Below are 20,548 nucleotides of genomic sequence, written 5' to 3' on the forward strand. Positions count from 1 at the left end.
GCCCACAGGAGAATATATTTCGAGTGCACGAAGCTTTCGGGATCGACCCCGGGCGTGGGACCGATCGTCATCATGTAGGCCGTGCACGAGCCCGAGTCGCAAAAGGTCCGTTCCGACACGGTGGCGCCGAGCTTGTTGAACAGGGGGTCACCGACGTTCAACCCGTTGATAATGCCCTGGGTGCCGAGGTAGCTGTAGGGCAGGATCGCCTGTGCGCCATCTGTCGCGATGATTGACTTCCACCGCTTGGCAATGGTTTCGATTGCCTCATCCCACGATATCCGCTGGAACTGTTTGGAGCCCTTGGGGCCCACCCGCCTGAGTGGATATAGCACGCGCTTGTCGCTGTAGACCCGCTCCTCGTAGTTGTTGACCTTGACGCACAAACGCCCGCGCGTGAACGGATGATCGGGGTTGCCCCGCACCGCGATGGCCTTTCCGTTCTCGACGGTGGTCAGGATCGAGCAGGTGTCCGGGCAGTCATGTGGGCATGCGCCAACTACCGTGGTACGGGCCATGGGTTCCTCCGCTTCGTGATCCAACGTGATGTGGAGACTGCAGCGATGGGAACCGGCTGGCTTCTCAGAATATGCGGGGTTCTTTTCCTAAACTGCGGACGCCCTGGCGGTCCGGACAGTCGCGAGCGGTCGGGTTTGCCTGTTCCTTGCGCACCCTGGCTATTTCAAGCGGCGCCGGAGTCGATGGACGCGCACGTCACATTTTGGCATAGTAGTTGCCTAAGTCCGACATGGTCAGACTTAGATCAGACAATACCGTTGCCACCACGTCGCGCTTCCTCGATGGAGATTCACGATGGGTACGCTTGGCAACTCTGTCGATAAATATGTTACCGGCAGAATGCTTCGGACTTCAAACGACCGGCGATGGTCGCACCTTCTCGCGGAGATATGGAGCCACGAGGCGGGAGAGCTGCCTCCGCAGCTGCCGCGAGACACGGAAATCGCCATCCAGCTGCGCGGTCACTCGCTCGTCGATCGGCGAGGCGCTGGCATGCACCAACGGACCCTGAGCAAGAAAGGCACCGTGTGGCTTTGCCCGGCCGGGATCAGCGAGGACTTCATCAATATCGAAAATCCGATGCAGGAATGCCTTCATCTCTTCCTGCCGGGCAAGCCTTTCGACGAAACGATGCTGAAGGATCTCGATATCGACCCCTCGGGGATCTCGATCCAGTACGCCGCGATCGATCGAGATCCGTTCATCGAGTACGTCGCGGACCAGATTCTGAGGGAAATGGAAGCCGAGACCTCCACCGGTCGGCTGCTGATCGAGAGCCTCGGAAACGCCTTGTCGGCTCACCTGGTGCACACCTATTCGGCGACGGCCGTTCGCCTGAAACAATTCAGTAGCGCCGACAAGCCGCTTGATTTGAAACGCCTGACGCGCGTGACGGAATTCATCAACGCCTCGGTCGAGCGGGCCTTCACCGTCAATGAACTGGCGTCGGTGGCGTGTATGAGCCCGGCGCACTTCTCGCGCAGCTTCAAGGCGGCCACCGGAACGGCGCCGCATGAATACGTCAGCCGCCAGCGCCTCGATCTCGCCAAACGGCTGCTGCTGGCGAGCGATCGGCTGCTGGTCGACATCGCCTACGCCACCGGATTTTCGTCGCAGGCGAACTTCAACCGCGCTTTCCGCAAGGCGGTGGGAACGACGCCAAGCGCGTACCGGGCGCAGAAGCTGCGCGACTGATCCGAATAAGCTTGCGTTAGATTTAGAACCGCACATCGACCGCAAGCACTGCCGCTAACCGCCGTTCCACACGATCGCCGGTCATCGGAAAACAGGGCCCGGGTGCGCACAGCTATCCGCCGTAGCTTTGCACCAGGCTGCCGGCGACCAGCGCCCAGCCGTCGACCAGCACGAAGAAGATCAGCTTGAACGGCAATGATACCACCACCGGCGGCAGCATCATCATGCCCATCGACATCAGCACCGAGGCGACCACGAGGTCGATGATCAGGAACGGCAGGAACAGCAGGAAACCGATCTCGAAGGCGCGCTTCAATTCCGAAATCATGAACGCCGGTATCAGAATCCGCAGCGACATGTCTTCTGGCGTCGCCGGCGGCGGTTCACCCGACAGATCCATGAACAGCTTGAGGTCCTTCTCGCGCACGTTCTTCTGCATGAAGCCGCGCAGCGGCACGGCAGCGCGCAGCATCGCTTCCTCGACGCTGATCTGGTTGGCGACCAGCGGCTTGATGCCGTCGTCGTAGGATTTCTGCAGCACCGGGCCCATCACGAACGCGGTCAGAAACATCGCCAGCGCGATGATGACGGAGTTCGGCGGCGCGGTCGCGGTGCCGAGTGCGGTGCGCAGCAGCGACAGCACGACGACGATCCGGGTGAACGACGTCATCATGATCAGGATCGACGGCGCCACCGACAGCACCGTCAACAACGCGATCAGCTGGATCGCGCGTTCGGTGACGCCGCCATTGCCCTGGCCGAGATTGATACTGATGTCCTGCGCGAACGCCGGCTCCGCCAGCGATCCGGCGGCTATCAGTGTGGCAAAAAATAATACTCTACGCGGAAAAGTCGCCGGCCTCACGAAGGTGTCTTTGGACGACCCAGCAGTGACGCCATCTCGTCTTCCAGATTCTCAAAGCCGCTCTTTGCCGAAGGTGCTGCCACCGGCGGCGGCATCGACGGCTCGCCGCGGGGCGCGCTCCGGCCGGGGGGCGGTTCGGGAGCGACCGGCGGGGCGCCGACGCGCGGTTCGGGGTCGCCGGCCGGCCGGCGAAGCGCCGCCTCCAGGCGTTGCGCCATCTCGGCGAGATTTTGGTCCGCCGATGACATCGCTGGGGCCTGGGGAGGCGGGGGAGGCGGTGGTGGTGGCGGCGGCGCAACGGCGCGCTCCGGCGCACGAATCGGGGGCGGCTTCGGCGCTTCGCTCTGGCGTGGCGGGCGCGGTATCACCGGCTCGTTGCGCGATGTCACCCGCGACGGCATCGGCTCGCCGCGCAGCTCGGGGCGGGACTCAGGACGCCCGCTGAGCGGTTCCGGCGTGAAGCCGGTCAAGGGGTCGCTGCGTCGTTCCGACAAGGCCGGCGCCGGCCGGCGCACTTCGTCGGCGAATGAGGGACGGGCCGGGCGGGGCGGCGGCTCGGGCATTTGCGGTTCGGGATGATCGAAGGCGTCGGAGCGCGGGCCATCATCCGACCAGTTGCCGGCGTCCGGCAGCGGCGCCACCCGGGGCTGCGGTTCGGTTCCGCCGACCGCCGGCCGCGACGGGATCTGGTCCCGTCCGGGCATGGCGCGCACGATATTGGGTTCGACGACGATGTCGGTCGGACCGCCGATCATCAAGAGATGTTCGATGTTGTCGCGCCGCACCAGCACCAGCCGGCGCCGGCCATCCACCGCGGCGGCATCGATCACCGCCAGTCGCGGCATCCGGCTACGATTGGTATTGGCCCCCAGCCGGTTCCCCGCGAATCGGCGCACCAGCCAGGCGGCGAGGCCGATCAGCGCCAGAACCGCTACGAAGGCGAGGATAAATGTAAGAGCAGGCATGCTTTGTCCCCGGCAAACGGCATTTTCTTCGAGTCTGTTGCGTCGAACGCGGACCGGAAACGACGCGCCAAGCGGCGAACGAAGCCTCGATCCGGCCCTAATCCTTAATTCCCCACGGCAGAAACTGCCGCCCGCTATCTTAATAACCTATGAATCGGCTGGGCCAAAACGACTTCTCGCAGTCCCAACTCCAATGATTTCGTTGGTTAACGCAGCTTTCATGGCGAAAATGCGCACGGATTGATGGGCGCCCGGCGAATCGGCTTTGCGGCGCGACGCTGCCGCCACGGCAATTTTAACCGGCTGTTAACCATACACACGGCAAATTCTGCCCACCTCAAGCGGCGTCATGCCGCCCAGGCAAGAGGAGAGGGCGCGATGGCCATCAACGATATTCCGGCCCTGGCGGCGCTGCGGACCAAAATGCAATGGCACCAGGAGCGCCAGCGTGTTCTGGCTGAAAATGTCGCCAATTCCGATACGCCGAGCTTCAAGCCGCGCGATCTCGTCGACCCAAAAATCGATGTCACGAGTGGCCGCGCGGGCCCCGGCCCACTGGCGATGGTGCGCACCAGCACCAGTCATATCATCCCGTCGGGGGCACCCGAAAGCTTCGACCAGAATTCCAAGGTCGGCTTTGAGACACGGCCCACCGGCAACGCCGTCAATCTCGAAGACGAGATGCTGAAGGCTGCCGACAACCAGATGGATTATGCCGCCGTGACCTCGCTCTACAGCAGCCGTCTGCATCTTTTGAAGGTCGCGATCGGCAAGGCATGAGGCCGGATTAGACCAGGAGAAGTTACAACATGGCAGACCGTCAGGTTATCGCAGATTTCGCCAGATCGATGGGGATCGCGACGTCCGGCCTACGCGCCCAGGCGGGACGGATGCGCGTGATCTCGGAAAATATCGCCAATGCGGATTCCACCGCGGCGACTGCCGGCGGCGACCCCTATCGCCGCAAGGTGCCGACGTTTTCCTCCGCCCTTGATCGTGAGCTGGATGCAAGGGTGGTTGCGATGGGCAAGATCCGGCCCGATCAAACGGCGTTTCGCGTCAAGCACGAGCCCAGTAATCCGGCGGCGGATGCCGCCGGCAATGTCAAATATCCCAACGTCAATCCGCTGATCGAAATGACCGACATGCGTGACGCGCAGCGATCCTACGAGGCGAACCTCAACATCATCAGCGCCACGCGCCGGATGCTCTCACTCACGCTCAACATCCTCAAGGCCTGAACAGGAACCTGAACCATGGCTTCACCCACAATCGCTGCAAATGCCTACGCCAGCGTTGCCCGCGTGTTGGACACCGGCGCCGGCGGCAAATCACCCACCGCCGGCGGACCCTCCTTCGGCGAGCTGCTCAAGGACGTCATCGGCAGCGTCATGGAGGGGGGACGACAATCTGACGCGCAGTCGAACGCCATGGCGTCGGGCAAGGCCAACGTCATGGATGTCGTCACCGCGGTGGCCGAGACCGACGTCAAGGTATCGACGCTGGTGTCGGTGCGCGACAAGGTCATCCAGTCCTACGAAGACATCATGAAGATGGCGATCTGAGTTTTTCAACTGCCGTCATTGCTCCCTTGCACAAATGCTTCGCGTTTGTCGCAGGCAATGACGGGTGCAAGCGTTTCCAGAGTGAACAGGAGTTGTAATGACCGGTGCTGAAACCCTCGATGTGGCGCGCGATGCAATCTGGACCATCGTGGTGGTGTCGTCGCCGCTGATGGTCGTCGGTCTCGTCGTCGGCGTGGTGGTGTCGCTGTTTCAGGCGCTGACGCAGATCCAGGAACAGACGCTGGTGTTCGTGCCGAAAATCCTGGCGATTTTCGTCACCCTGCTGCTCGCGCTGCCGTTCATGGCGGATGCGCTACATAGCCACATGATGCGGATATCGTCGCGAATCATAGGCGGTTGAGGCACTATGCGTGAATCATGCGCATCGATATTTCACTGCTGCCCGCGCTCGCCGCCGCCTTCATGCTGGTGTTCGCCCGCGTCGCCGCGATGGTGATGCTGTTGCCGGGACTGGGCGAGACCAATATTCCGGTTCGCATCAAGCTCGCGATCGCGGTGCTGCTGACACTGATCATCCTGCCGCTGCACCGCGCCGCCTACACCATCGACATGCAGTCGCTGACGCCGCTTTTGGTCATGATGCTCCATGAGATTATCGTCGGTATCGTGCTCGGCGCCACCGCCCGGGTCACACTGTCGGCGCTGCAGGTCGCGGGATCGGTGATCGCCCAGCAACTCGGCCTCGGATTTGTCACCGCCATCGATCCGACCCAGGGCCAGCAGGGCCTCCTGATCGGAAACTTCCTCACGCTGCTCGGCATAACGCTGCTGTTTGCGACCGACAGTCATCATCTTGTCATCGCCGCGCTGAGCGACAGCTACACGATTTTCTCGCCGGGCGATCTGGTGCCGAGCGGCGATGTTGCCGCGCTCGCCACCCGCGCCTTCGTCGCGGCGTTCAAGATCGGCATGCAATTGTCGGCGCCGTTCCTGGTGTTCGGCCTGGTCTTCAATGTCGGCCTCGGCGTGCTGGCACGGCTGATGCCGCAGATGCAGGTCTATTTTGTCGGCGTGCCGCTGTCGATTCTCTCCGGCTTCCTGATCTTCGCCGCCATTCTCGCCGCGATGATGGGGACATTCCTCGATTATTTCATCGGTGTCATGCACGACCTGATGCCGCTCAACTGAAAGCCTTAAGCGATGGCGGACGAAGACGACGGCGCAGAACGCACACAAGACCCCACGCAAAAACGCCTGGATGACGCCCTCGAACGCGGCGATGTCGCCAAAAGCCAGGAGGTCAATACCTGGTTCATGATCGCCGGCGCCACGCTGGTGCTGTCGTCGTTTTCCGGATCGGTCGGCGGCATTCAGATGCCGCTGCGCAACCTGATTGCCAATTCCTGGATGATTCACGCCGACGGGCCGAGCCTGCTGGAATTGGCGCGGAGTCTCGAATATATGCTGATCGCGGCCCTCGGCATGCCGCTGTTGCTGCTGGCGCTGGCGGCGATCGCGGGCAATATGCTGCAGCACCGCCTGGTGTGGTCGGGCGAATCCCTCAAGCCCAAATTCAGCAAGATATCGCCGGCGTCCGGCGCCAAGCGGATCTTCGGCAAGCAGGCGGCGGCGAATTTTGGCAAGGGTCTGTTCAAACTGTTCGCGCTGGGCGCCGTGATGACGGCGATCCTCTGGCCGGAGCGTCATCGGCTGGAGTCGATGCTGCATTTCGACTCCGCCATGATTTTCGGCGTGATCCTCAGCCTGACGCTGCATCTGATGGGCGCCGTGGTGGCGATGCTCGCGGTGGTCGCGATTGCGGACTATTTTTTCCAGTACCAGCAATGGTACGAACGGCAGAAGATGTCGCTGCGGGAAATGAAGGAAGAGTTCAAGCAGTCCGAAGGCGACCCGCAAATCAAGGGCCGGATCCGGCAATTGCGGCAGGCGCGCATGAGGAAGCGCATGATGTCCGCGGTTCCCAAGGCCTCCGTGATCATCACCAACCCGACCCACTATTCGGTCGCGCTTTCCTACGAACGCGGCATGGCGGCGCCGATCTGCGTGGCCAAGGGCGTCGATCGGATCGCGCTCAAGATCAGGGAAATCGCGGGCGAGCACGATATTCCCATTGTCGAGAACGTGCCGCTGGCGCGGGCATTGTACGCCACCGTGGAGATCGACGCGGAGATCCCGGTCGAGCACTATCATGCGGTCGCCGAAATTATCGGCTATGTGATGGGTCTCAAGCGCGGGCTTTCCGGCCGGCGGGCGTGATGTCGGCAACGGCTGGCCTTAATGGGCGGGAAATGCGCGTAACCAACGAAATAACGGCGTGATGGACTTGCGCTTGCGGGTCCGATTCAGGCACTCAGGAGCAGGCGTGCGCAGTGCGCGTCACGCGCAAGCGCGTTACACCCGGCGCGCGCAAGCGCGTTACATCCATGTCGACAGGCTGCGTCCCCTGGTATGACCGCCGAACCTGACAACGATCCGCCACCGGAGCCGATGCCCGCCCATGAGCCGGCGCGGCGCGGCGGCAGCATCGTCCTGGTGCTGCTGGTGGCCGGCGGGATCGTCGCGGCCGCGGTGGCGCTGATGACCATCGGCCGGGCCCAGGCGCAGCCTTATATTCTCGGCCTGCTCGCGTTGCTGGCGACGGTCGGGCTGTTCAACCTGTTCGCCTATGCCGCGGGGATCATTCGTTTCGCCGATCGCTCCACCGATGACCCGGTCATTCGCCGCATTGCTGATCAGGCCTATGACGGCCTCGCGGTAACCGATCCCGGTGGTCATGTGGTCTATTTCAACGCCGCCTATCTCGCGCTGACGGGGGCGACCACCGCGCTCGACGTCCGCCCGGTCGAGCGGGTCTTCATCGGCAATCCCGATGTTTCCGAGGCGGTGTTTCGCCTGCTCAAGGCCGCGCGCGAAGGCAAGCGGCAGCAGGAAGAAGTGCGCATCGCCGGTCATGACGGCAGCGGTCACGAAGGCAGCCATGGCCGCTGGCTGCGGATGCGGGTCCGGCCGCTCGGCCAGAGCAGGCGTGAGGCGAAATACGCGGTGTGGTCGATTGCCGACATCACCCGCGACCGCGAACGGCAGGAGGACGTGTTCAAGGAACTGCAGCACGCGATCGAATATCTCGATCACGCGCCCTGCGGCTTCTTCTCGGTCAATGCCGCCGGCGACGTCGTCTACATCAACGCGACGCTGGCGAACTGGCTGGATCATGATCTTGCGGAAATAGGGTCGGGCGGCCTGAAGCTCGCCGACATCGTGTCCGGCGACGGCGCGTCGCTGCTGACATCGATTGCGCCGGTGCCGGGCGAGGTCAAGACCGAGGTGTTCGACATCGACCTGCGCATGCGCGGCGGCAAGACCGTACCGGTACGGCTCTATCACAAGCTGGCATTCGGCGCCGACGGTGTACCCGGCGCGTCGCGCACGCTGGTGATCAGCCGCGCCCGTGACGAGCGTGCCGATCCGCAGCGCGCCGCCGAAGTCCGCTTCATGCGCTTCTTCGACCACACCCCGATGGCGATCGCGACCGTCGATCGCGGGGGTGCGGTGGTCCGCGCCAATGCGCGCTTCGCCAAGCTGGCGCAGGGCCTGGGTACGGACGGCGCGGCCAGCAAGTCGATCTTCAGGACGGTCAATGCGCGCGATCGCAGCCTCTTGATCGCGGCCATCAACCAGGCGGCGGAGGGGCAGGGCGATATCCCGCCGGTCGAGGCCATGCTCGACGGGCCCAAGGAGCGCTGGGGGCAGTTCTTCGTCACCTCGGTCGAGGAAGACGAACGCGAGACCGAAGCCGCCATCGTCTACATGCTGGAAACCACCGAGCGGCGAACGCTCGAGAACCAGATCAACCAGTCGCAGAAGATGGACATGGTCGGCCAGCTCGCCGGCGGCATCGCCCATGATTTCAACAATGTGCTGTCCGCCATCATGATGGCGAACGACTTCCTGCTGAACGCGCACAAGCCGACCGATCCCTCGTTCCAGGACATCATGCAGATCAAGCAGAACGCGACCCGCGCGGCGACGCTGGTGCGCCAGCTGCTGGCGTTTTCGCGCCGCCAGACCCTGCGGCCGCAGGTGCTCGATCTCGGAGACGCGCTGTCGGATCTGACCATGCTGCTGCGCCGGCTGATCGGCGAGAAGGTCAAGCTCGACCTGGTGCATGGCCGCGATCTCTGGCCGGTGAAGGTCGACGTCTCGCAATTTGAACAGGTGATCGTCAATCTCGCCGTCAATGCCCGCGATGCGATGCCCGAGGGCGGCAAGCTGACGGTGCGCACCGGCAATGTGACAGCGGCGGATTCAGCCGGACTGTCTTTCAAGGGAATGCCGGCGGCGGATTATGTGCGGATCGATGTCGCGGACACCGGCACCGGAATTCCAGCCGAGATCGTCGACAAGATATTCGAGCCGTTCTTTTCGACCAAGGAAGTCGGCAAGGGCACCGGCCTCGGCCTGTCGACGGTGTACGGCATCGTCAAGCAGACCGGCGGCTTCGTCTATGTCGACTCCGAGGCCGGCAAGGGTACCTCGTTCCATATCTTCCTGCCGCGGCATCATCCCGAGCAGGAAGTCCAGCCCGACGCGGTGGCCGGCAATGGCGCCGCCAGGGAGCCTGCGGCCGAGGTCAAGCCGCGCACCGATCTGACCGGACAGGGCACCATTCTCCTGGTCGAAGACGAGGAGGGCCTGCGCTCGCTCAACGCCCGCGGCCTGCGCTCGCGCGGCTACAGCGTCATCGAGGCGTCGAACGGCATCGAGGCGATGGAAGCGCTGGAGGAAAAGAACGGCGCGGTCGATCTCGTGGTTTCCGACGTGGTGATGCCGGAAATGGATGGCCCGACCCTGCTCAAGAACATGCGGGGCCGCAATCCCGACCTCAAGATCATCTTCGTTTCGGGTTACGCTGAAGATGCCTTCGAGAAGAGCCTGCCGGAGAACCAGCAGTTCGCGTTCCTGCCCAAACCCTTCACGCTGAGCCAACTGGTCGCCGCGGTGAAGGAGACCATGACGCCGTCGTGATCCCGGGCAATGCCGGGCGCTCTTTAAGGTGGCATAAGTGAGCGATCCACTCTTTGTCATGGCCGGGCGTCGACCCGGCCATCCATCATCTTCACAGATAAGGATGGACCCCCGGGTCAAGCCCGGGGGTGACGAGCGCTATAATGATCGTCCTTGCCGCAGGCCCGCGACCGAGCGCCGCAGCCCAGGTTCCCGATCATCGCTTCACTTTCAGGTAGTACTGCCCATGTTAGGGACGTTTCCCCCTGTCGGGGATTTGAGGATATTGACATGAGATTTACGCAACGCGCCCACGGCTTCGTCCAGGCGATTGCCGTCATTCTGTCGCTGGCGTTGCCGGTGATGCTGGCGGCCTCATCGGCCGATGCCAGGATCGGCGGCGGCGTCAGTTCGGGTTCTCGGGGAGCGCGAACGTTTTCCGCGCCGCCGAGCACGTCGACCGCACCGGGCACCGCGCAGCCCTTCAACCGCACCACGGCCGAACCGGGCAGTCCGGGTCTGGGCGCGCCTGCCGGCGGCGGGTTCTTCAACCGGCCCGGCGGCGGCATGCTCCGCGGCCTGTTCGCGGGCTTTCTCGGCGCCGGCCTGCTCGGCATGTTGTTCGGCGGCGGAATGTTCGGGGGCCTCGGCGGATTGTCGTCGATCTTCGGCCTGATCCTGCAGATCGGCTTGATCATCATCGTGGTTCGGCTGGCGATGTCGTGGTGGCAGCGCCGTCACGAGACCGCCTATGCCGGCGCGGCCGCGGGGATCGGCGCGCCCTCGAGCTTCCGCGCCGCAACGGGTTTCGGACTGGGATCGGGCAGCGCGCCGCTGGAGCTCATTCCCAGCGACTACGAAGCCTTCGAGCGATTGCTCGGCGAGATTCAGGCCGCCTGGTCCAACGAGGATATCGGCAAACTGCGCACGCTGGCGACGCCCGAAATGGTGTCGTATTTCACCGGGGATCTCGACGCGAACAAAGCCCGCAACCAGATCAACAAGACCTCCTACGTCAAGTTGCTGCAGGGCGACCTCGCGGAAGCCTGGCGCGAGGGTGATTCCGATTTCGCCAGCGTGGCGATGCGGTTCTCGCTGATCGACAAGACCATCGACCGCACCACCGGCCAGTTGGTCGCGGGCAGCGAAACACCGTCCGAGGTGACGGAAGTCTGGACCTTCCTGCGGCCGCGCGGCGCCGGTTGGGAACTCTCGGCGATCCAGCAGACCTGATCTTTTTATGGCAGGTAACGATACAAGGCGCTGCGGTTGGTTCCGCGGCGCCTTTTCATTTCTGGTTCTTCATTTTCTTGCCCTTCATTTTCTTGCCCTTCATTGCGGCGTTGCGAAAACGGAATAATGTCACGCCGGTCGGGTTGATGTCAGACCAGGCCCCGCTTGTCAGCGAGCCGGTCGATCAAAAAGAAACTTCGCAATTCTCAAAAGCGATTGGCAAAAAGCAATTCGGAGGAAATCGATGTCCATCTTCATCAGGATGATCTCGCCTGTGGGTCTATGCCTCGCCGCCTCGTTGATCGCGGCACAGCCGGGGCACGCGCAGTCGGCCGATACCACTTTCTTCGTGACCTCCAACGGCATCGGAAACGGCGCCAATCTCGGGGGCCTCGCCGGTGCCGACAATTATTGCCAGACCTTGGCTCAGGCCGCGGGTGCTGGCGCCAAAATCTGGCACGCCTATCTCTCGGCGCAGGCCGCCGACGGCAAGCCGGCGGTGAATGCGCGCGATCGCATCGGCAAGGGTCCGTGGCAGAATTCAAAGGGCGTCGTGATCGCCAGGGACGTCGCCGAACTCCACGCCGCCAATAATCTGACCAAGCAGACCGCGCTCAGCGAGAAGGGCGATATCATCAGCGGCCGCGGCGATTCGCCGAACCGCCACGACGTGCTGACGGGATCGCAGGCGGACGGCACGGCTTTCCCGGCGACAGAAGACCGCACCTGCAAGAACTGGACGAGCAGCACCAAGGGTGCCGCGATGGTAGGTCATTCCGATCGCATCGGGCTGCGCGACGACGATGCGTCGAAATCCTGGAATAGTTCGCATCCCTCGCGCGGACCGGATGGCGGCTGCTCGCAGGCCGATCTCAAGAGCACCGGCGGCGACGGCCTGCTGTATTGTTTCGCGGCGAACTAGAGCATGATCCGGAAAAGTGGGAACCGGTTTTCCGAAAAGATCATGCTCAAACAATAAGATGGGCGACGAGCATGATTCAAACCTGTTGAATCATGCTCTAGCGCCCGATCGGTTCTGATTGAACCGCGGTATCAAGAAGTATCCGGTTCCCAAATAACGAAAGAGGCCGCCCGTATCCGGCGGCCTCCGTTTATGCGCAAAGCTGAAGACCTAGAAACAAGGACGGCACCAGCACCGGTATGGGCCGCAGGCTCTGACATAGCCCGGTCCGCACCAGCGGCCGTATCCCCGGCACGCGGTTTCCTTGATCGGCGAGAAGTTTCTCGCGGCACTCGGAATTGCGGCCCCGGTAGATGTGGCGGCACTAGCTGTCCAGCCCACAGAGTTCACCAAGAGAATTGCTGCTGCCGCCAATACTGTAAATGTAAGCTTCCGCATGGGCTCTCCTATTCGGTTAGCGTCCCCCGACCAGTTTATCCGGATTTCCAGATCATCGTCCATCGAATAGGCCCGATCGGAATTTGGCTTTTCCACACGACTTTCAAATTTGTCGCGCGCGTTGTTGAACCGGTCAGCTCGATCAACAGACACATAGTGTTGTGGCCGCGAGCCGGCCGATGCCGGGAGAACAGCGATGAAGCGGTTGATCCTCGGTACGGTTCTGATTCTTGGTGCGCTGTTCGGCGCTGCATCGGCGCAGACCGATGTTTTCAGGGACACGCTGCGGCCGGGCGGCCATGACCGAAGCATGGCTGCGAAGATCGCCGACGGCCGCAAGTGCGGTCTGTCGCGTCAGAACACGTTTACGGATAGCGCGGCCTTCCAGGCGTGCATGCAGTCTCGCGGCTGGGTTCTGGATCACGTCATTGCGGACAGATCCGCAAGGTTTATCGATCCCGACACCGGAATGAGTTGCTACGATCAAGGTGGCGCATCGATCTGCGAGCCACCGCAAGGCACGGTGAAATACACCGACAAGCATGGTCTCAGTTGCACCCGAACCGGTGCCATGAGCGTCTGTTCGAACTTTTAGGCCGGAGCGTTTTCGAGCGAAATGGAGAAGCCCTAGGCGCTCGCTGCGAACAGGTCCCAACGGCCCGGAATGCCCTTGAGTTCATAAGAACCGCGCTCGGTGAATTTGAGCCCTGCGCCGGCCACGAGATCAGTGACGACCCGCGAAACCAGGACTTCACTGGCCTGGGACTGAGCCATCACACGGGCCGCTGCGTGTACCGCGATGCCGCCGACGTCCTGGCCTCTTATCTCGATTTCGCCGGTATGCAGACCCGCGCGCAGGGGGAGACCCATCTGCTTGGCGGCGGTGCTGAACGCCAAGGCACATTTCACCGCGCGACCCGGCCCGTCGAACGTCGCTAGAATGCCGTCGCCGGTATTCTTGACCAGAATTCCGCGATGTCTCTCGAGCATTTGCCTCGCCAATTGGTCGTGACTGTCGAGCGATCGCCGCCATGCTTGATCGCCCATGGCGGCAGCGCTGCGCGTCGAGTCGACAATGTCGGTGAACAGTACCGTGGCCAGGACGCGTTCCAGTTCGCTGGATGAACTGTCGCGATGTCCGGTTACGAATTCCTCTATATCGCCAATCATCGGTTCAGTGTCGCCCGACCAGAAAGCATGATCTCCGTCCGGATATTCGATGAATTTCGCACCGGGAATTTGAGCCGCCAGACTGCGGCCGAGCGCGACGGGAATTTGTGCGTCGGTCTGGCGATGCAGCACAAGCGTCGGCACCCGAACGTTCGGAAGAACCGGCCTGACATCGATCTGCGCGTTCAGCAGCAGTATCGCCTTGATGCCGCCAGGACTGGCCGCGTTCCGTTCCAGTTTGCCGAACTGACTGATGGCGTCCGGGTTGGACGCCTGCTGCGCAATCACGGTCTTGATCAATTCTCCGGTGCCCCAATTCCTGACGCGCTGGGCAATTCTTTCTTCCAGATTGGCCGACTGGAACTCTGACGCCAGGGCAAAGCCGGCAATCAGCACGAGCTGCACCACCCGCTCAGGATAGGTGGCCGCGAAGAGCACGCTCATCGCGGAGCCTTCGGAAAACCCAACGATCACCGCCCGCTTCGAACCGACGTCGTCCATCACAGCGCGAACGTCATCCATGCGCACTTCCAGCGACGGTGCGCCCGATATGCGATCCGAGAGTCCCTGACCGCGCTTGTCGAACGTGACCACGCGGGCGAATGTCGAGAGACGACGCAGGAATGCGGTATATCCGATCAATTCATGCATGAACTCGACATGCGAAACGATGCCGGGGACCATGATGATATCGAGGGGCCCCGTACCCATCGCCTGATAGGCAATATTGATGTCGCCATTGGCCGCGTAGCGCGTCACCGGCAAATCCAGATTATTCATCAGCGAGTTTCACCGCTAAAAACGTCCGGCGAGTCTTGCCTGCGCGGTGGATGCGGTCAACTGCAAAAGCAGGTAAGGCTTCACACGGCCGGATGTCCGGAGCGCTGGAACCCGCGCCGAGGCTTCCAACCGGGGTGTTTCAAGTCGGTGGACTATGCCGCCGCGATGGCGCGGGATCCGGCGCAAAGACGCGTAGGAGAAAACCGGGGCGAGGGCGCGAACGCATCGCCGAGGTCGCTTCGAACCAATGCCTCAATGGTTTGTTAGGGGCTGTGCAACAGGCAAAGGACTGTCCATGCGCTACGAACTCTTTTACTGGCCGAGCATTCAGGGCCGCGGCGAATATGTCCGCCTCGCGCTGGAGGAGGCGGGTGCCGACTACGCCGATGTCGCGCGCACCGAGCGCGGCATGTCCGCGATGATGAAGATGATGGAAGCACCCAAGGGTATGGCGCCGTTTGCCCCGCCGTTTCTCAAGGCCGGCAAGCTCGTGATCGGCCAGACCGCCAACATCCTGTTCTATCTGGGAAGCCGCCACGGTCTGGCGCCGAAGGCCGAGGCCGGGCGGCTGTGGGTGCATCAACTGCAGCTCACGGTGACGGATTTCGTGCTGGAAATCCACGACACCCACCATCCGCTCGGGCCGTCGCTTTATTACCAGGATCAGAAGGGTCCGGCCAAAAAGCGCACCGGGGAATTCTGGAAAGATCGCGTGCCGAAATATCTGGGTTATTTCGAGAGGGTGTTGGATAGCAATGGCGGCCACTATCTGACCGGCCGCAGGCTGACCTACGCGGACTTGTCGCTGTTCCAGATCGTCGAAGGGCTGCGCTATGCGTTTCCCAGACGGATGAAGACCTTCGAGCGCGATATTCCCGGCCTGGTCGATCTGCACGACCGCATCGCGGCGCGGCCCAATATCAAGACCTATCTTGCCAGCCGTCGCCGCATCGCCTTCAACGAGGACGGCATCTTCCGCCACTACAGGGAGCTGGATGTGTGACTTTCGACATTCCGGGGCGCGCGTAGCGCGAACCCGGAATCTCGAGGTGATCCGCTCGAGATTCCCCGATGTGCAATTGCACATCTGAGGTTCGCTCGCTACGCTCGCGCCCCGGAATGACAGCACTTATCTTGTTACCGATTCCGCCCATCGACCGGCGTCATCGTCAGTTTCGCCAACTCGATGCCGTCGATGCAGCTGACGTTCAGCGCCACCACCTCGGTGCCGTCGGGTTTGCTGCCGCGCGCGAACACGGCAACCCCGCAGTCGCTGCAGAGCTGATGCCGGATCGCGTGCTTGTTGAACAGATATTCCCGCAAATTGTCGTCGCCGGCGCGCAGTTGAAAGCTCTTCGGCGCCAGGAAGGTGAAATGCAGGCCCTTCTTGGTGCAGATCGAACAGTTGCACGCGGTCACCATCGCCATATCGGTGGTGCATTCGAAACGCACCATGCCGCAATGGCAGCCGCCGGTGTAGGTCCTGCTGTCGGGCATGGTTTGCTCATCCTCACCAAAGTCCGGGTACCAGACGATAGCGCACATGGGCGCGGTAGTCAGCATAGCCCGGCAGGCCCGCGATCAGCGTCCGTTCCTCGATGCGCATGCGGATGGCGAACAGCACGACGAACAAGGGCGCCATCGCGACGCCCCACCACGAGCCCAACAGCAGCGGCACACCAATGAAAAACAGCAGGCTGCTGCTGTACATGGGATGGCGCACGAAAGCGTAAGGCCCCGTGGAGATCACGTGGTGACGCCGCTCGGCCTGCACCTTGACCAGCGGTGCCGCAAAGGAATTCTCGTGAAACACCCACGCGATGAAACCCATCGAGAGCAGGTACATCGCAAGGCCCAGCGCCTGCAGGATCAACGGAATATCCGAAGCGTGGACGCGCCGGTCGATCCCCATGGCGACAAACCAGATCAACAGCACAGCGACGAAGGCCCGCATGAATTTCTTGTCGGCGGCGGGTTGCTCGTTGCGCGCGGTCAGCCGCATGCGCTCAGCGAGCAGCGCCGGATCGGTTCTGGCGAGCCACACGCCGAACACGGGGCCGAGCGCCGCCGAGGTCGCCAGGAAGACCCAGGCGCCCGGCCAGTGCAGCGTGCCTGATGACGCGAACAGCAACGCGCCCATCGCGGCGACGAAGCCGGTATTCTGCAGCAGGAGTTTCGCGATCATGGAAAGCTTCCCGTGAGCGGGAACACGATCGCGTTGTTTTCAGGCAAACTTGCGGCGCGGATGCTCCGCGCCCGATCTTATTGCCGGTTGCGGCTTCTAGAGCGTTTTCAAGCGAAGTGGATACCGGTTCGCGTGAAGAAAACGCGTCAAAACAAAAGATTAGAGCCCGGTTCTGATTCAATCAGAACCGAAAAGGCTCTAGGCGATCTGGTTGATCCGCGTTCCCTGGCCGGGGGGCAGCGCGGCCTGAACCGGCGGCTGGGCGGCGCCGGCGTCGGTGGCATCATCGTCGGTTTGCGGGTCAGGCGTTTTGGACGCGACCGGGTCGGGAGGGGTCACCGGCGTTGACGCCGCAATGCTCGAAATGTTCATGGTCGGAATCCCTGGCTTGTTGCACCCGACTGTGGGGAGGCGGAAGCGAAAGATTTATGAATCGGGTGCGCAAATCGCGGGGTATCGGCGCCAATCCCGTGATGTGGTGAACGGGAGGCTCAATGAGTCGGCAAAATTTTAGTGATTGCGCGAACCGCGGCTTCACGCCCTCACTGATCCGGGCTGCGTGAAATGGCAATCGAGGCTTCGGCTTTCGTTCGCGAGCAATTCATGTCGAGGCGGCGGTAACGCGTCGAGACATCGTCGCCGTGGAACAGGCCCATCCGCGACATGCAGCGCGAAGCACCTTTCAGCATATCGTCCTTTGGCAGCGTAAAGATCAGGGCGGCGGCGCTGGCGACAAGATTGAGGAATTCCGGCTTCGGCTTGCGGCTGCCGGACTTGGCATACAACTCGTTGCTGAATTTACGGCCGGCACAGCCGAGCGAGAGCTCCTTGGCCTGCGGATGCGACAGATAGATGACGTTGGCGGCGGTGATGCCGACCTTGAGGCCATCGATCTGGTTGGCGAGCTGGGCCGCAAGATCGTCGCAGCGGTCGGCGCGTGCCGGGGGCGCCGCGGATATCGTCAACAGCAGCGCCAACGACGCGCAGGCAAGGCCGCTGGACCGAACGACGGATGTCGGGAATGCGATAGACTTGGTGACAAGGCTGGTCATGAATACCCCCGCGCCATTGAAGCTTGCGCGGAAGATTCATGCAAGCGCCCAGCCGCGACCGGGGCGCGATCGCGGCGGCGGTGTTGCACATTCGAGGCGTCGGCCGAAGACAGCCCTATTCGCACTTGCCCTTGTGGGCGAGCGAAACACCCGCCATCTGGCGAGCGCAATCATTGAAGAAGGTCTGGCCGTTGCAGCCGCAGACGACGAGCTTCGGTCCGGTGATCTGCGGGCAGAATCGCGGCTTTGTCGCGCAGATACCCGTCAGGTCGTAACGGCCGCAGGTTCCCGGTTGGGACTGACAGAACAGACCCTCATCGCACGGCTGCCCGAAAAAGCCGCCGCAGGTCTTGCCGACCCCGAGCGCATTGGCGCCGGTGGGGACGAAGATCATCAGCGTCAGCGCTGTGACAAATGAAACGATAAATCCTGGTTTCATGGCTGCCTCCCTTTGCGCTTGATTTTTAATTAAACAACCGAAGGTTACACGTGGCCGAAGCCATGCGCAACAGAGCCGGAGGCCCGGACGCGCCGGCCGGGGGCGCAGAGCTGCCGAGACTCCGGAACCTTACCTTTTGTCTCAAAAGTGCTTAGAACGATGTAACCGCCGATGCGGCGTCTCGAAGCCGACGCCTCCGGCATCTCAACTTGCGAGCAAGCCATGAACGCCCCCACCGCTTTTCCCGATCCAAAACCCGTGCCGCCCTACAAGCATACGCCGCTGTTTCCGCTCGGCGCCGACACCACGCCGTACAAGAAGATCACCACCGAGGGGGTGCGGGTCGAGCAGGTGCTGGGCAAGGACATGCTGGTGGTGTCGCGCGAGGCGCTGCGGGCCTTGTCCGAGGCCGCGTTCGGCGACATCAATCACTATCTGCGGCCGGGGCATCTGAAGCAGCTGCGCAGCATCCTCGACGACAAGGAGGCCAGCGACAACGACAAGTTCGTGGCGTTTGATTTCCTCAAGAACGCCAACATCGCCGCCGGCGGCGTGTTGCCGATGTGCCAGGACACCGGCACCGCCATCATCATGGGCAAGAAGGGTTTTCGCGTCATCACCGATGGCGACGACGAGGCGGCCTTGAGCGAGGGCGCGCGAGACGCCTATCTGCGCCGCAATCTGCGCTATTCGCAGGTGGCGCCGCTGTCGATGTATGAGGAGAAGAATACCGCCAACAACATGCCGGCGCAGTGCGAGATCTATGCCGAGGGCGATGACGCCTACAAATTCATGTTCATGGCCAAGGGCGGCGGGTCCGCCAACAAGAGCTTTCTGTTCCAGGCCACGCCCTCGGTGCTCACCAAAGAGCGCCTGCTGGCGTTCCTGAAGGAGAAGGTGCTGACGCTGGGCACCGCGGCATGCCCGCCCTATCATCTGGCCATCGTGATCGGCGGCACCTCGGCCGAGCTCTGCATGAAGACGGTGAAGCTCGCCTCCGCGCGCTATCTCGACGCGCTGCCGACCCACGGCTCGGCCGACGGCAACGCGTTCCGCGATCTCGAGATGGAGCAGGAAATTCTCAAGATGACGCAATCGCTCGGCGTCGGCGCGCAGTTCGGCGGCAAGTATTTCTGCCACGACGTGCGGGTGATCCGCCTGCCGCGCCACGGCGCCTCGCTGCCGATCGGGCTCGGGGTCTCCTGCTCGGCCGACCGCCAGGCGCTCGGCAAGATCACCCGCGACGGCGTGTTCCTGGAGGAGCTCGAGCACGATCCCGCGCGGTTCCTTCCGCATGTCGACGAGGAGACGCTCGGCGGCCCGGTGGTGCGGATCGACCTCGGCCGGCCGATGAAGGAGATTCTCGCCGAACTGTCGCGCCATCCCATCCGCACCCGGCTCTCGCTCACCGGCCCGATGATCGTCGCCCGCGACTCCGCCCATGCGAAGATCCGCGAGCGGCTGGAGCGCGGCGAGCCGATGCCCGACTATCTGAAGAACCACCCGGTGTACTACGCCGGCCCGGCCAAGACTCCGGTCGGCTACGCCTCGGGCTCGTTCGGGCCGACCACGGCGGGGCGGATGGACAGCTATGTCGACCAGTTCCAGGCGGCGGGCGGTTCGCTGGTGATGCTCGCCAAGGGCAACCGCTCCAGACAGGTGCGCGAGGCCTGCGCCAGGCACGGCGGCTTCTATCTCGGCTCGATCGGCGGCCCGGCCGCCCGGCTCGCGCTCGACTGCATCCGCAAGGTCGAGGTGCTCGAATATCCCGAACTCGGGATGGAGGCGATCTGGCGCATCGAAGTCGAGAATTTCCCCGCCTTCATCGTGATCGACGACAAGGGCAATGATTTCTTCAAGGAGCTGAATCTGGGGTGAGGGAGGCGGCGCTTCGGCTCTGATACGCTCAGGCCAAGGCCTTCGAGCGGCGGAGTCCGCGCGTCGACGATCGCTGTTCGCTCCGGCGGCGGGTCAGGGCGACCGCACCGGACAGATCGGCGCTTTCATCGAAACCGTCGACAACACCCAGCGCCTCCACTCGGCGTTCGGATACAAACCCCCGGTCGAGTTCGAGGAAGACCTCGGCCGGACAGCCGAAGGCCAACGCAGAGGGAAGGACGCCTTGTCACTCAATTAGCGTGTCTCACTCTGGGTGTGCAGGCCACCCGCGGACTGCGCCCCTTGCGTGAGACAGGACTGATTCCTTCCAAGTCGCCATGCCCGTTACTCCCGCCC

Annotated in this window: 23 protein-coding genes; 14 read left to right on the forward strand and 9 right to left on the reverse strand. The window is 62.7% G+C overall.

All coding sequences use genetic code 11. From position 1 onward, the window contains the following. On the reverse strand, positions 1 to 518 hold a 518-nt coding region (locus ABR948_RS15060), incomplete at its 3' end, for a molybdopterin-dependent oxidoreductase (protein ID WP_428119177.1). A 493-nt stretch (positions 519 to 1,011) separates the two neighbouring features. Here ABR948_RS15060 and ABR948_RS15065 point away from each other — a divergent pair. Beyond that, positions 1,012 to 1,713 carry a helix-turn-helix domain-containing protein gene (locus ABR948_RS15065; protein ID WP_428119179.1) on the forward strand — a complete coding sequence of 234 codons (702 nt, stop codon included), beginning with the start codon at positions 1,012 to 1,014 and terminating at the stop codon, positions 1,711 to 1,713. Between the two features lie 112 nt (positions 1,714 to 1,825). Here the strand turns inward: ABR948_RS15065 and fliP are convergent, their stop codons facing one another. Together fliP and ABR948_RS15075 are read right to left on the reverse strand one after the other, a co-directional pair. Further along, positions 1,826 to 2,578, reverse strand: a complete 753-nt coding sequence (gene fliP / locus ABR948_RS15070) for a flagellar type III secretion system pore protein FliP (RefSeq protein ID WP_428119181.1) — start codon at positions 2,576 to 2,578, stop codon at positions 1,826 to 1,828. Continuing rightward, positions 2,575 to 3,543 (reverse strand): flagellar biosynthetic protein FliO, encoded by a 969-nt coding sequence (locus tag ABR948_RS15075; RefSeq protein WP_428119183.1) that lies wholly within the window; start codon positions 3,541 to 3,543, stop codon positions 2,575 to 2,577. The genes fliP and ABR948_RS15075 overlap by 4 nt, the downstream gene beginning before the upstream one ends. Before the next feature lie 378 nt (positions 3,544 to 3,921). Here ABR948_RS15075 and flgB point away from each other — a divergent pair, with 378 nt between their 5' ends. The 11 genes from flgB (at position 3,922) to ABR948_RS15130 (ending at position 13,282) form a co-directional block, all read left to right on the forward strand. Further along, the gene (flgB, locus tag ABR948_RS15080) at positions 3,922 to 4,323 is read left to right on the forward strand and encodes a flagellar basal body rod protein FlgB (protein WP_428119185.1); all 402 of its coding nucleotides are present in this window, start codon (positions 3,922 to 3,924) and stop codon (positions 4,321 to 4,323) included. A 29-nt stretch (positions 4,324 to 4,352) separates the two neighbouring features. Further along, positions 4,353 to 4,784 carry a flagellar basal body rod protein FlgC gene (gene flgC, locus ABR948_RS15085; RefSeq protein WP_428119188.1) on the forward strand — a complete coding sequence of 144 codons (432 nt, stop codon included), beginning with the start codon at positions 4,353 to 4,355 and terminating at the stop codon, positions 4,782 to 4,784. 15 nt (positions 4,785 to 4,799) lie between these two features. Beyond that, positions 4,800 to 5,108: a flagellar hook-basal body complex protein FliE gene (fliE, locus tag ABR948_RS15090; protein ID WP_428119190.1), complete on the forward strand. Its 309-nt coding sequence runs from the start codon at positions 4,800 to 4,802 to the stop codon at positions 5,106 to 5,108. Positions 5,109 to 5,205: 97 nt separating this feature from the next. Continuing rightward, positions 5,206 to 5,469, forward strand: a complete 264-nt coding sequence (fliQ, locus tag ABR948_RS15095) for a flagellar biosynthesis protein FliQ (protein WP_079571707.1) — start codon at positions 5,206 to 5,208, stop codon at positions 5,467 to 5,469. A gap of 17 nt (positions 5,470 to 5,486) precedes the next feature. Beyond that, on the forward strand, positions 5,487 to 6,257 hold the full coding sequence (fliR, locus tag ABR948_RS15100) for a flagellar biosynthetic protein FliR (protein WP_428119192.1): 771 nt from the start codon (positions 5,487 to 5,489) through the stop codon (positions 6,255 to 6,257). A 12-nt stretch (positions 6,258 to 6,269) separates the two neighbouring features. Continuing rightward, positions 6,270 to 7,346, forward strand: coding sequence for a flagellar biosynthesis protein FlhB (flhB, locus tag ABR948_RS15105; RefSeq protein ID WP_428119194.1), 1,077 nt, complete (start codon positions 6,270 to 6,272; stop codon positions 7,344 to 7,346). A gap of 192 nt (positions 7,347 to 7,538) precedes the next feature. Further along, positions 7,539 to 10,115, forward strand: a complete 2,577-nt coding sequence (cckA, locus tag ABR948_RS15110; RefSeq protein WP_428119196.1) for a cell cycle histidine kinase CckA — start codon at positions 7,539 to 7,541, stop codon at positions 10,113 to 10,115. Between the two features lie 270 nt (positions 10,116 to 10,385). Next, a complete protein-coding gene (locus tag ABR948_RS15115) occupies positions 10,386 to 11,327 on the forward strand; it encodes a Tim44 domain-containing protein (RefSeq protein WP_428119198.1) in 942 nt (313 codons plus the stop codon). Continuing rightward, entirely contained in the window at positions 11,297 to 11,593 is a 297-nt protein-coding gene (locus ABR948_RS15120; RefSeq protein WP_428119200.1) for a hypothetical protein, read from the forward strand. Before ABR948_RS15115 ends, ABR948_RS15120 begins: the two co-directional genes overlap by 31 nt. After that, a complete protein-coding gene (locus tag ABR948_RS15125; RefSeq protein WP_428119202.1) occupies positions 11,572 to 12,249 on the forward strand; it encodes a lectin in 678 nt (225 codons plus the stop codon). Before ABR948_RS15120 ends, ABR948_RS15125 begins: the two co-directional genes overlap by 22 nt. Before the next feature lie 634 nt (positions 12,250 to 12,883). Continuing rightward, positions 12,884 to 13,282 (forward strand): hypothetical protein, encoded by a 399-nt coding sequence (locus ABR948_RS15130; protein WP_428119204.1) that lies wholly within the window; start codon positions 12,884 to 12,886, stop codon positions 13,280 to 13,282. Positions 13,283 to 13,314: 32 nt separating this feature from the next. Here ABR948_RS15130 and ABR948_RS15135 read toward each other — a convergent pair whose 3' ends face one another. Then, entirely contained in the window at positions 13,315 to 14,637 is a 1,323-nt protein-coding gene (locus ABR948_RS15135; protein ID WP_428119206.1) for an adenylate/guanylate cyclase domain-containing protein, read from the reverse strand. 295 nt (positions 14,638 to 14,932) lie between these two features. Between ABR948_RS15135 and ABR948_RS15140 the strand changes: the two genes are divergently transcribed. Beyond that, positions 14,933 to 15,640, forward strand: coding sequence for a glutathione S-transferase (locus ABR948_RS15140; protein ID WP_428119208.1), 708 nt, complete (start codon positions 14,933 to 14,935; stop codon positions 15,638 to 15,640). A gap of 134 nt (positions 15,641 to 15,774) precedes the next feature. Here ABR948_RS15140 and ABR948_RS15145 read toward each other — a convergent pair whose 3' ends face one another. The 5 genes from ABR948_RS15145 to ABR948_RS15165 all read right to left on the reverse strand — a co-directional run bounded on the left by ABR948_RS15145 (position 15,775) and on the right by ABR948_RS15165 (position 18,313). Next, positions 15,775 to 16,134, reverse strand: a complete 360-nt coding sequence (locus ABR948_RS15145) for a GFA family protein (RefSeq protein ID WP_428119210.1) — start codon at positions 16,132 to 16,134, stop codon at positions 15,775 to 15,777. A 13-nt stretch (positions 16,135 to 16,147) separates the two neighbouring features. Then, positions 16,148 to 16,822: a methyltransferase family protein gene (locus tag ABR948_RS15150; protein ID WP_428119212.1), complete on the reverse strand. Its 675-nt coding sequence runs from the start codon at positions 16,820 to 16,822 to the stop codon at positions 16,148 to 16,150. 198 nt (positions 16,823 to 17,020) lie between these two features. Further along, positions 17,021 to 17,194: a hypothetical protein gene (locus ABR948_RS15155; protein WP_428119214.1), complete on the reverse strand. Its 174-nt coding sequence runs from the start codon at positions 17,192 to 17,194 to the stop codon at positions 17,021 to 17,023. A gap of 170 nt (positions 17,195 to 17,364) precedes the next feature. Beyond that, entirely contained in the window at positions 17,365 to 17,874 is a 510-nt protein-coding gene (locus tag ABR948_RS15160) for a hypothetical protein (RefSeq protein ID WP_428119216.1), read from the reverse strand. A gap of 115 nt (positions 17,875 to 17,989) precedes the next feature. Then, positions 17,990 to 18,313, reverse strand: coding sequence for a hypothetical protein (locus ABR948_RS15165; protein ID WP_428119218.1), 324 nt, complete (start codon positions 18,311 to 18,313; stop codon positions 17,990 to 17,992). A gap of 222 nt (positions 18,314 to 18,535) precedes the next feature. Here ABR948_RS15165 and ABR948_RS15170 point away from each other — a divergent pair, with 222 nt between their 5' ends. Next, positions 18,536 to 20,191, forward strand: a complete 1,656-nt coding sequence (locus tag ABR948_RS15170) for a fumarate hydratase (RefSeq protein WP_428119220.1) — start codon at positions 18,536 to 18,538, stop codon at positions 20,189 to 20,191. Positions 20,192 to 20,548 lie beyond the last annotated feature (357 nt).

It is taken from the genome of Bradyrhizobium sp. (assembly GCF_050014615.1).
In the GTDB taxonomy this organism is placed as follows: Bacteria; Pseudomonadota; Alphaproteobacteria; order Rhizobiales; family Xanthobacteraceae; genus Bradyrhizobium.